13 protein-coding genes are annotated in these 14,544 nt (G+C 53.6%); all 13 read right to left on the bottom strand.

Annotated elements, in window-relative coordinates:
* Nucleotides 1–17: 17 nt before the first annotated feature.
* Nucleotides 18–818 carry a tryptophan synthase subunit alpha gene (gene trpA / locus FFS57_RS10975; protein ID WP_137937843.1) on the bottom strand — a complete coding sequence of 267 codons (801 nt, stop codon included), beginning with the start codon at nt 816–818 and terminating at the stop codon, nt 18–20.
* 81 nt (nt 819–899) lie between these two features.
* On the bottom strand, nt 900–2,099 hold the full coding sequence (gene trpB, locus FFS57_RS10970; RefSeq protein ID WP_137937842.1) for a tryptophan synthase subunit beta: 1,200 nt from the start codon (nt 2,097–2,099) through the stop codon (nt 900–902).
* On the bottom strand, nt 2,086–2,712 hold the full coding sequence (locus FFS57_RS10965) for a phosphoribosylanthranilate isomerase (RefSeq protein ID WP_137937841.1): 627 nt from the start codon (nt 2,710–2,712) through the stop codon (nt 2,086–2,088). Before FFS57_RS10965 ends, trpB begins: the two co-directional genes overlap by 14 nt.
* Nucleotides 2,713–2,796: 84 nt before the next feature.
* Nucleotides 2,797–4,440, bottom strand: coding sequence for a FimV/HubP family polar landmark protein (locus FFS57_RS10960; RefSeq protein ID WP_137937840.1), 1,644 nt, complete (start codon nt 4,438–4,440; stop codon nt 2,797–2,799).
* Nucleotides 4,441–4,679: 239 nt separating this feature from the next.
* Entirely contained in the window at nt 4,680–5,486 is an 807-nt protein-coding gene (gene truA / locus FFS57_RS10955) for a tRNA pseudouridine(38-40) synthase TruA (RefSeq protein ID WP_137937839.1), read from the bottom strand.
* Complete coding sequence (locus tag FFS57_RS10950; RefSeq protein ID WP_137937838.1) at nt 5,483–5,938, bottom strand: hypothetical protein; 456 nt, start codon at nt 5,936–5,938, stop codon at nt 5,483–5,485. The genes truA and FFS57_RS10950 overlap by 4 nt, the downstream gene beginning before the upstream one ends.
* A 257-nt stretch (nt 5,939–6,195) precedes the next feature.
* Nucleotides 6,196–8,946 carry a motility hub landmark protein FimV gene (locus FFS57_RS10945; RefSeq protein WP_137937837.1) on the bottom strand — a complete coding sequence of 917 codons (2,751 nt, stop codon included), beginning with the start codon at nt 8,944–8,946 and terminating at the stop codon, nt 6,196–6,198.
* Nucleotides 8,947–9,497: 551 nt separating this feature from the next.
* Complete coding sequence (gene asd, locus FFS57_RS10940; RefSeq protein WP_137937836.1) at nt 9,498–10,604, bottom strand: aspartate-semialdehyde dehydrogenase; 1,107 nt, start codon at nt 10,602–10,604, stop codon at nt 9,498–9,500.
* A 92-nt stretch (nt 10,605–10,696) separates the two neighbouring features.
* On the bottom strand, nt 10,697–11,761 hold the full coding sequence (gene leuB, locus FFS57_RS10935; RefSeq protein ID WP_137937835.1) for a 3-isopropylmalate dehydrogenase: 1,065 nt from the start codon (nt 11,759–11,761) through the stop codon (nt 10,697–10,699).
* Nucleotides 11,762–11,774: 13 nt separating this feature from the next.
* Complete coding sequence (locus tag FFS57_RS10930) at nt 11,775–12,068, bottom strand: hypothetical protein (RefSeq protein WP_137937834.1); 294 nt, start codon at nt 12,066–12,068, stop codon at nt 11,775–11,777.
* 9 nt (nt 12,069–12,077) lie between these two features.
* Nucleotides 12,078–12,716, bottom strand: a complete 639-nt coding sequence (gene leuD, locus FFS57_RS10925) for a 3-isopropylmalate dehydratase small subunit (RefSeq protein ID WP_137937833.1) — start codon at nt 12,714–12,716, stop codon at nt 12,078–12,080.
* A gap of 9 nt (nt 12,717–12,725) precedes the next feature.
* Nucleotides 12,726–12,857, bottom strand: a complete 132-nt coding sequence (locus FFS57_RS10920; RefSeq protein ID WP_137937832.1) for an entericidin A/B family lipoprotein — start codon at nt 12,855–12,857, stop codon at nt 12,726–12,728.
* An 11-nt stretch (nt 12,858–12,868) separates the two neighbouring features.
* Nucleotides 12,869–14,278 (bottom strand): 3-isopropylmalate dehydratase large subunit, encoded by a 1,410-nt coding sequence (gene leuC, locus FFS57_RS10915; protein ID WP_137937831.1) that lies wholly within the window; start codon nt 14,276–14,278, stop codon nt 12,869–12,871.
* Nucleotides 14,279–14,544: the final 266 nt, after the last annotated feature.

The following is a 14,544-nucleotide window of genomic DNA, read 5'->3' as shown; positions in this document are numbered from 1 at the left end:
TCCTATCTGCGATCTGATCAGGCATGATCGATTGCCTCTCGAATGTCTTTAACCAGTTTGCCGATGCTTTCCACCGCGTCCCGCTCGCCTGCAGATTCAATTTCCTGCACCAAACGGCTACCGATCACTACGGCGTCAGCCACTTCAGCGACCGCACGGGCGGTTTTCCCATCTCGAATACCAAAACCCACGCCAATCGGCAATTTGATATGTTTGCGCAACAGCGGCAAGCGTGCCGCCACCTCGGACATGTCCAGATTCCCCGCACCAGTCACGCCGCGCAACGATACATAATAGACGTATCCACGCGCCATTTTTCCAACCACCTCGATCCGGGACTCCGGTGTCGTCGGTGCCAACAGGAAAATCGGTGCAATGCCATGGCGATCCAGAATTTCCACCAAACCACTCGCCTCTTCCGGTGGAAAATCCACCGTCAGCAGGCCATCTACGCCGGCGGCGGCGGCTTGTTGGGCAAACATCTCATAACCCATCGCCTCAACCGGGTTGGCATACCCCATCAATACAACAGGAGTATCCACATCGCGCTGGCGGAATTCAGCCACCATCGCCAAGACATCACGCAAACTGACCTTGTTGGCCAACGCACGCTCCATTGCGCGCTGTATGACCGGGCCCTCTGCCATTGGATCAGAAAATGGTACGCCAATCTCCAGAATGTCCGCCCCCGCAGCAGCCAACGCATGCATCAACGGTACCGTCAATGCTGCGGTTGGATCGCCTGCGGTGATATACGGGATCAGTGCCTTGCGCTGCTGCTGGTGCAACGCATTCAGTCTGGAATCAATTCTGGACATGTTTATTAGCGGACTCTACTTGACGGCCTACACGGCCGCGTATTGGGGAAAACCCGCGCAGAACTCAAGGCTCCGCGGGACTTAAAGCTCAATGCCGGACAATCTCGCCACGGTCTGGATATCCTTGTCACCACGTCCCGACAGATTGACCAGAACGATCTGATCTTTATTCATTGTCGGCGCCAAACGCTTAGCGTAAGCCAACGCATGACTGGATTCCAAAGCGGGGATTATGCCCTCATAACGGCATAGATCATGGAATGCCTGTAGCGACTCACCATCATTGGCTGCCACATACTGCACCCGGCCTTTATCTTTCAGATAACTATGCTCGGGCCCAACGCCTGGATAGTCCAGACCAGCGGAAATTGAGTGGGTTTCAATGATCTGGCCATCAGGATCTTGCATCAGGTAAGTACGATTACCATGCAGCACACCAGGGCGGCCAGCTGACAATGGTGCGGCATGACGCCCCGTTTCCACCCCTTCACCACCCGCTTCCACACCAACCAACTTGACCTCTGTGAGGCCAAGATAAGGGTGGAAGATACCAATTGCATTGGAACCACCGCCGACACAAGCCACCACCACATCTGGCTGGCAACCGACCATTTCAATCATTTGCTCTTTTGCTTCGTTGCCGATGACACACTGAAAGTCACGGACCATCATCGGATAGGGATGCGGGCCAGCAGCAGTGCCAATGATATAGAAGGTGCTCTCGACATTGGTCACCCAATCGCGCATCGCTTCATTCATTGCGTCTTTCAAGGTCTTAGAGCCGCTTTGAACTGGCACCACCGTCGCACCAAGCAGTTTCATCCGGAACACATTGGGGGATTGTCGTTTGACATCTTCCGATCCCATGTAAACAACACATTCCATACCATATCGGGCAGCAACAGTCGCAGATGCCACACCATGCTGACCAGCACCAGTTTCAGCGATGACACGCTTTTTGCCCATGCGACGAGCCAGCAAGGCTTGGCCAATGGTGTTATTGACCTTATGTGCACCAGTATGGTTGAGATCTTCACGCTTCAAGAATATCTGCGCACCACCCAGTACTTCCGACCAACGCTTGGCATGGTAGATCGGGCTGGGACGACCAACATAATGCTTCAATTCATACTGAAATTCAGCTTGAAAATCAGGGTCATCACGATAACGCTCATACTCGTGCCGCAGCTCATCCAAAGCGGTCATCAGCGTTTCAGCAACATAGATTCCGCCATACTCGCCAAAATGGCCACGGGCGTCAGGAAGGTCATACATTTGCATTGCGCACTCCATTGATGAACGCAGCGATCTTGTCTGCGTCCTTGATTCCTTTTGCAGACTCCACACCACTTGAAACATCCACAGCCCATGGCCTGACCTGTTTGACCGCACTCACGATATTACCGGATTCCAAACCACCGGAAAGAATGATGGGCATTGGCAAATCAGATGGGATCAACCCCCAATCGAAGATACTACCGGTGCCACCAGGTACGCCTTCCACAAACGCATCCAGCAATAAGCCACGCGCACCCGCAAACTGCTGTGCATATTCATGTAAATCCAGACCTGCTTTCACCCGAATCGCCTTGATATAAGGGCGGCCAAATTGACCACAGAATTCCGGAGCTTCATCACCATGAAACTGCAATAGATCGACCGGGGCCATTCGCAACACTCGCTCGATTTCCATTGCCCGCGCATTCACAAACAATCCCACAGTGGTCACGAATGGGGGAACACTCTCGACCAGAACCTTTGCGCGCTCCACATCCAAATGGCGTGGGCTGGGCGGGTAAAAAACAAACCCCAACGCATCGGCACCTGCATTGGCAGCCACCGCAACATCCTGTTCACGCGTCAAGCCACAAATCTTGATCTTACAAGCGGACATACTTACCAAGTGGTCTATAGCAGGCAAACGAGTATAACCGCGGCCAGCCCTGATCGGCGAGCAAAAACTGAGCGAGGTACCGACTTAGGCAGTGAGACTACCATGCTTCTGCATCTGGCGTGCCTGCTCAATTTGTTCTGGTCTGCCTTCTCCTATGACTTCTTCCAGCAATTCGTTGGCACTTTCGGTATCGCCCATTTCGAAATAGATGCGCGCCAGATCCAACTTGATGGCAATCGGATCTTCTTCAACAACCGGCAATCCCGGTACGTCAGTAGCACTATTCACCACCGGCACAACCGGGGGCACGTCATCGACAACAATACCCATCACCGGGGCCGTCAAATCCAGGCTAATATCAGTCAAATTCAATTCAATCACGGGTTCAGTTAATTCAACGGCAGATTCAGCTGTTGAAACGTTAGTTGCTTGGGATGGATCGAATTCAAAATCAAAGTCCAACACCCGCTCTGGGTCAATGAACGCCGGCTGGGCTGATAGCATCTGCGGAGCCGCTTCGGCTGGCTCATCAATGACGATTTCCAACCCCCCTGCCGTCTCAGGCTTCCGGCGTGATGCAGGCAACACTTCTACATCCGGCAGCAACAGATTCAAAGTTGGCTCTACTCGCTCCTTGAGCTCAACAACTTGCGCATCGGGCGAGGTCTCAGCGACGTGGATAGGTGGTGCTTCAGCAGGTACTGCGGCTGCAGCCACGCGTTCAACCAACGGCGCACTGGCAGATGGCACTGCATCGTCGGTTGTATCAGGCAGCAATTCATCAAACGGATGATCAATCGCCAGCGAACGCTCTGGTTGCGTAGCCACCTCAGTTTGTATTGACCCTGTATCAGTGGATGCTGCTGATGGCTCGGACTGCAATAATGTCTCATCAGTTTCGACGGAAGGCGTGTCGGCAACACTTGCGACCAGCTCAAGCGCCTTAACCCAGAATTCGTCCTCCTCCGGCAAGCCCTGCTCACGCATGGTTTCCATTGCCGCCTGCAAGGATGGCACATCCTTCCGCATTGCATAGATTTCCATCAACTTGAGTCGGACATCCTGTCGGCCTGGCGCGCGTTGCAGTGTATCGCGCAAAATCTCTTCTGCTTGCAGATCACGCCCATAGGCCAGATAAACCTCCGCCTCCGCAACCGGGTCAACCGAAGCCGACTCCAAATCACGTCGCTCGGTATGCCCAGGTTGTAACACCGATGTCATCGATAGCGTAGTGTCAATTACCGCACCACCACCACCAACCAAGATATTGGTCGTCGATGGCCCAACAGCCAGCAGGCTGTCTTCAAACAAGGGAATTTTGGGGCGACGGCGCTTGCTACGGCTGCGCCACACCCATGCACCCAGCAACACAATGACGCCTGCTCCACCTGCCGCCCAGGGCATCGGATCACCTTGAATGTTCCGAAGAATCTCCCCTACCCATGGCGGCAAGCTAGGGTCAGAGGGCTGGTCTGCCGAGAGTGTCTGATTGGGCGGCAAAACAGCAGGCTGTGTTGCTTGTCTCAACTGCTGCATTTCAGCCTGTAGTGCTTCGTTCTGTGCTTGCGCCGCTTTCAGTGCCGACTCTTGCTCCGCCACTGCACGTTGAAGCGCTTCAATCTTTTCGGCAAGCGGTTTGTCATCTGCAGTGGCAATTGGCTCTTCTGCTGCACTTACGTGTAACGCTAGCGCCGTGCACAATGCCGGAATAAAGGTTTTTAAGGCCATGAGTATGATCTTGTCGTTTGTTTTTTATAGATTCAACATATGCACATCCACGTGCAGGGCGAAAATGCACGCACTGCTTGTGCTGACGGTGTCAGTCGTGACCGGAACCGCTAGCTAGAAACGGGAACCAGACAAGTGGCAACACAAGGTCAAGATCATGTATGTCATCCATATGCCAACTCATCTTAGCCGCTGGAACATATCAACTGATATGGAACCGCTAGCCAAACCAGGCAGGCTCAAACTCGCCCCTTGTCATCACAACCCACTTCCCTAGCATCCGAGATGGTCAGGTCACCCAAACCCCAGACATTCTCGTAGTCCACGCCGCTCAAATACAGCCCATCTGGCGAAAACGTCGGTGCTGCCAGCTTTCGATCCCGTGATGCCAATACATCCTCAAGCCATGTTGACGACCTACGTCCGGCCCCTACCTGAATCAGGCAACCCACAATATTGCGAACCATGTGATGCAAAAAGGCGTTGGCACGCAGATCAAGCTGGATCAAGGCGCCTTGACGTCGGATATCGAGTTGGTACAGATGCTTGATGGGTGATTTGGCTTGGCATTCGGCAGCACGAAACGCACTGAAATCATGCTCACCAATCAGGATATTGGCTGCCATCTGCATCCCATGCACATTCAACGGATTATGACACCAGCCTACCCCTCCTCGCAACAAAGCCGGCCTGACACCACGATTCAACAGCATATAACGATAACGCCTTGCGGTGGCGCAAAAACGAGCATGAAAGGCATCATCCACCTCACGAGCCCACAGTACCGCTATTTCTTCGGGCAAAAAGCGATTGACACCTCGTACCCAAGCCGTCAACGGTCGCTCAGCCTGTGTATCAAAATGAACCACCTGCATTGAGGCGTTGACGCCCGCATCTGTTCTACCTGCCGCCACTACCCGGATTGTTTCACCGGCAATCTGCCCCAATGCAAATTCCAAGGTATCCTGAATGGTGCACCCCGCCGGCTGAGACTGCCAACCGGAGAATCCTCGCCCCAAGTATTCCAAACCCAATGCCAATCTCATAGTACAAACACAATCATCAGTCCCAATCCCAACACCACCAGGCTATCCCAGACCCGCCACATCGGTCGAACCGAAGTTGGTTGCCACGCCAGCTCGTCCACCGTTGACAAACCATGTAACATCTCTTGCCAAGTCAATTGATGACGAGTGGTCATACGTTGCTCCGTCATAGCCAAAACCAAAGCCACACGCAATGGCAAACGCCCAACCGCCGGCCACACCCAGGCTACCGGTCTTAATAAACTTGTCAAACCTGCGAGCAATTGCGCCCACGTCAAACAATGCCACAATAGCGATACGCTACCCAATGTAACGATCAGGCGAAATACCTGCACTGCAGATGCTCCCACCGTATCCAAGGTTAATGGCCACATACCACTCATCAAGGTATAAGCAATCAACACCGACAGCAACAGCACACGATGCCGACTGACCAACTGCCACCAATGCACAAGACCATCCCGCCACAACAGGCATACCAAGAAACAACAGACGACGAGCAAATCAGGCCAGGAAAGGCGCTGTAAGCCACATATCGAAGCCACCCAAACCAATAATAGACAAGCAGGATGTAAAGACCGGAGCAAACACATGGCGCCATCTCACAAGACGAGGGGCAACTTTGCAATCCGTGTCATTGCATACACAACAACACAAAAGAAAACGGCGGTGCGCGAGTATACTCCGCGCACCGCCGATGAGAGAAGAATTACAGCTGTTCGAGCAGTGACTTGGCCGTTTCCTGCTGTGAGGTACTACCATCCTGCAATACTTCCTGCAGAATCTCGCGTGCACCCTCTTTGTCGCCCATGTCCAGATAGGCGCGTGCCAAATCAATCTTGGTTGTCATCGGATCAGCACTGTCCAATCCATCATCCGTCACTGGCGCAGCACCTGCTTGAATGGTTTCATCCAGATTCAAATCCAGATCACCCAAATCCAGCACTGACGAATCCGGCGCATTCGTTGCTGGCGCTTTACCCGCATCCAGCTGGAAGTCAAAATCCAGTAGATTGTCACCTGCAGGTGCTGCAGCTGGCACTTTGGCAACCTGCTCGGTTTCCGGCAAACTCAAATCAAACTCATTGCCAAGCTCAGGGATATCCAGATCCAATGCGGGCATATCCAGTTCTGCAGCAGCGTTCTTTGACGCGGGTACTTCTGGCTTTCCAAAGCCACCCAGATCGAAATCCATCACGTTACCCTCGGCAATGGGTGCCGCAGCGGGTACAGGTACGGGTGCCGCCGACTTAGGTAGCGATAGATCCAAATCCGCCGCCGGAACTGGCGCAACAGCTTGTTTCGATTCATCCAGATCCAACTGGAAGTCAAGATCGGGTGTTGCCGCAGCTGCTGTTGCTGTAGCAGCAACACCTACAGCCCCTGCAACAGCCGCTGCACTGCGGTCAATCACCTGAGTTTTTTCAAATGTTGCTGCAGGTGCCTCTGACCTGGGCATTGGTGCAGTACCCATCGCACCTTGTTGATACAACGGATTGGCCGGATCAAGCTGACGCCCCATTTCCGATGCACTTGCCCACAGCGGACCACGCCCTTCGACAGCAGCATACAGTTCAGTCGCCACGTCTTCAAAGGTAGCCACGTTCTTGCGGGCTGCGTAAATTTCCAACAACTTGAGACGAATCTCTTGACGCGTCCCGTCTTTCGCCAACGCATCCTTCAGGATTTCCTCAGCCTGCGCATCGCGACCATAAGCCATATAGACTTCAGCTTCGGCGATAGGATCAACCTCATCGGTATCGATCGTACCCAGACCCGCACGACTGAAATCTGTCAGGAACGAGCTTTCTGTTGCATTGGTATTGATAATTGCGCCACCAGTGTTACCCAACACGGTATTGGCCTTGAGATCACTACCAGTGAGGATGCTGTCTTCAAACGATGGGCGCTTCCGGCGACGAGACCAGATCAATGCGCCGACACCAGCACCAACGGCAACCAGACCACCACCGATCAACGCAATGTTGTCAAACACCATATCCATGACGGTCGGCTCTGGCGCCGGAGGCGGCGGCGCAGTAACGACTGGTGTCGGTGCTGGCGTTGGAGGTGGAGTAGGTGTTGGCTCTGGTTGGGGCACGGGCTGTTCGGTCGGCACCACCTCGGCTGGCGGCTGCACCGATTCAACCTTCCCCGCATTCGGATCAGTCGCAGGAACCGGTTCTGCCGGCTTGGCAGTTTCCACAATTGGTGCAGGTGGTGGTGTCTGTGGCATTTCCGGCTTGGCAGACTTGCCACCCGCCTGCGCTTGGAGATCCGCACCACCCTTGGAGCGCATCTCCATCAATTTCTTCATTTCCTCAACGTTCTTCTGCAAGGCAGCGACACGTTCATTGGCTTCTTTCAGCGATTTCTCTCGTGCAATCGCCTCTTCTTCCATCGAATTGATACGATCCTGCAATGCCTTGGTTTCAGCACCGCCCTTGCTACCCTTTGCAGACTCGCCACGCGACAGCTTGACCACATCCTGATTAGGCGCAGGTTCTTGCGAAGCACGGTCTTCCACCTTGCCAGTGATCTTGCCACTCGCGCTGGAACCCGTAGTAGATTCGCCAGGGGTCTTTGATACAGCCTCAGCCATTTTCTGGCGATATGACTGCCAATCCATGGAATGGGTTTTGACTTCCTTACTCGCCTCTGCGGGTGTAAGCGCAGACAATGCATCTTTATCCGGCACACTGAGAATCCGCCCAGCTTTGAGGCGATTCATGTTCTTGCCGTCAAAGGCATTTTCATTGGCTCGATACAAGCCAGCCAACATTTGATCCAAATTGACGCCTTCAGGCTTCAACTTGGCCGCAATTCCTGCCAATGATTCACCAGGCTTGACTTTATAAGAATCACCTGATGCGGCTTCTGTAGTTGGTGTAGGTGGTGTGGATTCTGAAGCGGTTTGCGCGGGTGGCATCTCCTCTGTTGGCCTAGTCTTGCCGTGTTTGACCTGATCAGGTGGGGTAGGCTCGCCGACGCGTGATCCCTTACGTGCATAAGCGCGTCCGGATCGAGCAGGTTTGCCGCTCACGGCATCACTGGTCACCGCTTGCGTCTGTGGTACGCGCGACTGATCAACACGAGGCGACTGATCACCCAACGGATCCAGTAGCGCAGTGAATTCCTTGACCAAACGACCAGTATTCCAACTGAGTTCGACCAGTACATCAATGAATGGCTCGTTTACAGGCGCACCGGAGGCAACCTTCAGGTAGCGTTGACCATTTGCGCGCTTTTCAACTGAAAAACGCAAACCATTTAGATGTGACGGATATTGAATCTGAGCTTCACGGAACATTTCCGGCGAAGCCAGTTTGGCCGTCAATGTAGCAACTTCTTCTTCCTGAACAGAAACGAGATCAATCTCAGCACTCAACGGCTGTCCCAAACCGGACAGTACCGTCATTTTGCCGAGTCCAGCAGCGTAGGTGGCGGCCGACATACCCATAAGCGAACACGCCAGCACACATGCCTTAATCTTTGATCTTATCCGCACAGTGACACCTTATCCCAAGAAAATGACGAGTAAATTAACACTAGCTTATATCCCATGCAAGCAATTGCTAGGGCCGTTTTTCATCAGTCTAGCGTATGTTCTTAGTGTATAAAAGAAATCGTTAATTTGATAATTCGGCCAATCCGCATTATTAGAAGTCGAAATCGCTGCGGATGAGTTCTTATCATATCCAACTGTCGACTAGGCACCCCTTGCGACACAAACCGGAATTATCACTGGCCGAAAACGTCATTTGTCGAACCCGCCCCGTACGCAAAGCTTATGGCGAAATTTCTTCATTTATTCAGTAGCAAGGGCATAACAGCACACAATTTTCAGGCAACCACCATTTCGGCATTCATCCCTGATGGCGCCAGCCGAATCCGAAGATGGCGATATTACGCTTGATTTTTTGCGCAGTTTACTTTCTCCAGTGTAGGCCAGTTTTCAAAATAGCAAAGGGCGGTTACCCGCCCTTTGTTTGGCCCATCCTGTTTGACTATTTATCTTGCCAGCAAGATCCGCAGCATGCGACGCAACGGTTCCGCCGCTCCCCACAGTAACTGGTCACCACAGACAAATGCACTGACATACTCTGGACCCATGTTCAACTTGCGAACACGTCCTACCCCCACTTGCAACCCACCGGTGATTACAGTTGGCGTCAGCTCTTTGACAGTCAGTTCGCGCTCGTTCGGCACAAACTTGACCCACTGATTGGTCGATTTGATGATGGCTTCAATTTCGGATAATGGCAGATCGCGCTTCAACTTCAATGTTAGCGCCAAGCTGTGGCAACGCATCGCGCCAATACGAACACATAGACCATCGACCGGAATCGTTGCTTCCGTACCCAGAATCTTGTTGACTTCGGCCTGACCTTTCCATTCCTCCTTGGACTGGCCATTATCAAGCTGCTTGTCGATCCAAGGAATCAGACTACCCGCCAACGGCACGCCGAATTGCTCGGTCGGAAATGCATCGGAGCGCATGGTATCGGCCAATTTGCGATCAATCTCCAAGATGGCAGACTTGGGGTCTGCCAGCAGCGATGCAACCGATGCGTGTGCCGACCCCATTTGCGCAATCAATTCGCGCATGTTTTGGGCACCAGCACCTGATGCAGCCTGATAGGTCATGGAGCTGACCCACTCCACCAAGCCGGCCTTGAACAGACCACCAACACCCATCAACAACAGGCTATTAGTACAGTTACCGCCGATATAGTCTTTAACACCCTTGTTCAACGCCCCATCAATGACGTGCTGGTTGACCGGATCGAGAATGATGATCGCATTCTGTTCCATACGCAGCGTGGACGCCGCATCAATCCAGTAACCATTCCAGCCCGCCGCACGCAGCATCGGATGAATCTCGGTCGTGTAATCACCCCCCTGGCAGGTGATGATGACATCCATGGATTTCAGTTCGTCGATATTTTTGGCATCTTTCAGTGGTGGAACGTCCTTGCCAACATCCGGACCTTTGCCGCCAACGTTCGAGGTGGTAAAGAAAATCGGCTCGATCAGATCGAAGTCCTTCTCTTCACGCATCCGTTCCAGCAGCACGGAGCCCACCATTCCACGCCAACCGACTAAACCTACTCGCATGATTGCTTCCTTTAACTATCCAAAAGTACTCAAAAAAACTGTTTGATTCAAACCCAGCCGGCCCAATCTGGCTGCACAAAGCGTTGTGCAGGTTACAACACAGCCAATACAGCATCACCCATGCCGGCAGTTGAGACCTTGTCCATACCAGCTTCTGCAATGTCTGCAGTCCGATAACCTTGCGCCAAAACCCGCTTGACGGCATTTTCAACACGGGCCGCCGTCTCTTCCAGACCAAACGTGTAACGCAACATCATGGCGACCGACAAAATGGTGGCCAATGGGTTGGCAACGTTCTTGCCTGCGATATCCGGTGCCGATCCATGGCACGGCTCGTACAAGCCTTTGTTCGACTGATCCAGCGAGGCAGACGGCAACATGCCAATCGACCCGGTCAGCATGGAAGCTTCGTCCGACAGGATGTCGCCAAAAATGTTGCCCGTGACGATCACATCAAACTGCTTGGGCGCCCGGACCAACTGCATGGCCGCATTGTCGACATACATGTGGCTCAACTCGACGTCCGGGTAGTTCTTGGCCACGTCAATCATGATTTCTTTCCAGAACTCGGTGCATTCCAGCACATTGGCCTTGTCGACGGAACACAACTTCTTGTTACGCTTTTGTGCAATCTGGAAAGCCACATGGCCAATACGACGGATTTCAGACTCGCTGTAGCGCATGGTATTGAAACCTTCGCGCTCACCTTGTTCATTGACATGAATACCACGTGGCTGGCCAAAGTAGATGTCGCCCGTCAATTCGCGGACGATCATGATATCCAGGCCGGACACCACTTCCGGGCGCAATGTCGACGCACCCGCCAATTCAGGATACAACATGGCCGGACGCAGATTGGCAAACAGGTTCAGCTCCTTGCGAATCCGCAACAGCCCACGTTCTGGACGCAATGGACGATCCAGCTTGTCATATTGCGGGCCACCCACTGCCCCCAGCAGCACAGCATCTGCTGCACGTGCCAATGCCAACGTCGAGTCCGGTAGCGGATCGCCAAACGCATCATAGCCAGCACCGCCAATCGGTGCTTGTTCCAATTCAACGGCCAAGCCATCAACTCTCAAACGCTCCAACACACGTACCGCTTGTGCGACGATTTCAGGGCCAATGCCATCACCAGGGAGAACCGCAATTTTCATGTTGTGCCTTACGTTAAGAATCGTTGCCAGTCAGTTTTTCGACGAGCAGTTTTTCGCCCGCTTTGAAGATCAGATAACATGCCAAGGCACCCAAACCGGACGAGACCAGCTCGATCAGTTGCGCCAGCGCCCCGTCCCGGAGCGCCTGCCAGCCATGCTCGGCAATCAGTACCAGATTGGCCTGTAGCAAGGTAATCAGGTTGTATGACGCCAACCCGAACCCCAAAAAAGCCAAGGCTGTCGTGAAAAAAGCCAGCAACCAGTGTCGCTTGAAAAAACGAGCCGTCTGGTACCGGCGGTTCATCATGCCTAGTTTTTACGAAAACAACCAAGGCTGCTGTTGACGTCGTGCCGCTTCGAAGGCACGAATCTTGTCGGCATGCTGTAGCGTCAGTCCAATTTCATCCAGACCGTTCAACATGCAGTGTTTGCGATGGCCAGTGATATCAAAACTGAATGCAGCGCCCGATGGCGTTGTAACCGTCTGTGCCGCCAAGTCGACGGCAAGGCGATATCCTTCGGCGGCCTCACACTCCCTGAACAACTGATCAACCACACCAGCCGGCAACACGATTGGCAACACGCCATTCTTATAGCAGTTGTTGAAGAAGATATCGGCAAAACTGGGCGCAATCACCACACGGAAGCCATAGTCCTCCAACGCCCATGGAGCATGCTCGCGAGAGCTGCCACAGCCGAAGTTCTCTCGTGCCAACAATACCTGCGCCCCATGATAACGAGGGAAATTCAGGACAAAATCCGGATTCAATGGCCGCACGCTGTTATCCATCCCCGGTTCGCCATGGTCCAAATAACGCCACTCGTCAAACAGGTTGGGGCCGAAGCCGGCACGTTTGATCGACTTCAGGAACTGTTTGGGAATGATCGCGTCGGTATCGACGTTGGCACGATCCAGCGGGCATACCAGCCCATTCATTACAGTAAATTTTTGCATGCTGTTCGCTTACTTGTTGGCTGCGTTGCTGATCTTTTCACCGACTTTTTCGACATCCTTGCCGAAACCGTGCACAGTGTTGCAGGCGCCCAGCGCCAGCACGACCAACGCCGCCGAGATCGCCATGAGAATACGTTTCATGATGGTCACCCTTATGCAAACTGGCGCACATCGACAAAGTGGCCGGCAATGGCCGCAGCCGCAGCCATGGCCGGGCTGACCAGATGAGTACGCCCACCCTGCCCTTGCCGCCCTTCAAAATTACGATTTGAGGTTGACGCACAACGCTCACCTGGCTCCAGTCTGTCTGCATTCATGGCCAAGCACATTGAACAACCCGGCTCGCGCCATTCGAAGCCCGCTTCGATAAACACCTGATGCAAGCCTTCTGCCTCTGCCTGCGCCTTGACCAAACCGGAACCCGGCACGATCAGCACCAGCTTGACGTTATCCGCCTTCTTGCGACCACGGGCAATGTTGGCCGCTTCACGCAGATCCTCGATCCGGGAATTGGTACAGGAACCGATGAACACCTTGTCGACCGGGATCTGATCAATCGGCGTATTGGCCGTCAACCCCATATACTTCAGCGCGCGCTCAATACTGCCACGCTTGACCAGATCCGCTTCATTGGCTGGGTCCGGCACCTTGCCATTGATGGTGGTGACCATTTCAGGCGATGTACCCCAGGTCACTTGCGGCAAAATGGCTGTCGCGTCCAGATTGATGACGGTATCGAATACCGCGCCATCATCTGTGACCAGCGTACGCCAATGGTTGACTGCCGCATCCCATTGCTCGGCAGATGGGGCAAATGGACGGCCTTTAATGTAGTCGATAGTGATTTGATCGACCCCTATCATGCCAGCACGCGCGCCAGCCTCAATGGCCATATTGCACAGTGTCATCCGGCCTTCCATCGTCAAACCGCGAATGGCGGAGCCGCCGAATTCGATTGCATAGCCCGTGCCACCTGCCGTTCCGATCTTGCCGATGATGGCCAGTGCAACGTCCTTGGCAGTTACACCAGCGCCCAACTGACCTTCAACCCGCACCAGCATGGACTTGGACTTTTTCGCCACCAGTGTCTGTGTTGCCAACACGTGTTCGACTTCCGAGGTACCGATACCATGTGCAAGACAGGCAAACGCGCCGTGTGTCGAGGTATGACTGTCACCACACACGACCGTCATGCCTGGCAGCGTCGCGCCATTTTCCGGGCCCACCACGTGGACGATGCCTTGGCGATGGTCGCGGAATGGGAAATAGGCTAGTGCGCCAACTTCCCGGATATTCTTGTCCAGTGTTTCAACTTGTTCGCGAGAGATCGGGTCTTTGATACCTTCATCCCAGTGATCTGTCGGGGTATTGTGATCGGCAGTCGCCACAATGGACGACACGCGCCAAGGCTTGCGACCAGCCAGCTTCAGACCTTCAAAAGCTTGCGGACTGGTGACTTCGTGAATCAGGTGGCGATCGATATACAACAGCACGGTGCCATCGGCTTCGGCATGCACTACATGGCTCTGCCAGAGTTTGTCGTAGAGGGTTTGTCCTGCCATGGTGACGTCTGGATTTCAGTTAGGTGAGCATTCGATTATACACAGAGTTTTATTGCCGACCAGCTTCAAAAAGCGATTAAATGTTGCTCTGCAATATATGGCTTGCACCATCTTGGCGCAGTGGCTATGCAACCTGTTCCATTGAAGACAGACGGAGCCCCCTGTAGGCCACCCACCATCCCAGCAAGGCCGCCAGGGCGCTGAGCGAATACGTGGTGGACGCGCCCCAGTCATGCCAGATTGCCCCCGCCCCCAAGCCCCCCAGC

Source organism: Chitinivorax sp. B (assembly GCF_005503445.1).
Taxonomy (GTDB): Bacteria; Pseudomonadota; Gammaproteobacteria; order Burkholderiales; family SCOH01; genus Chitinivorax.
Note: the sequence above shows the minus strand (reverse complement) of the source record. Positions and strands in the feature narration are given on the sequence as shown.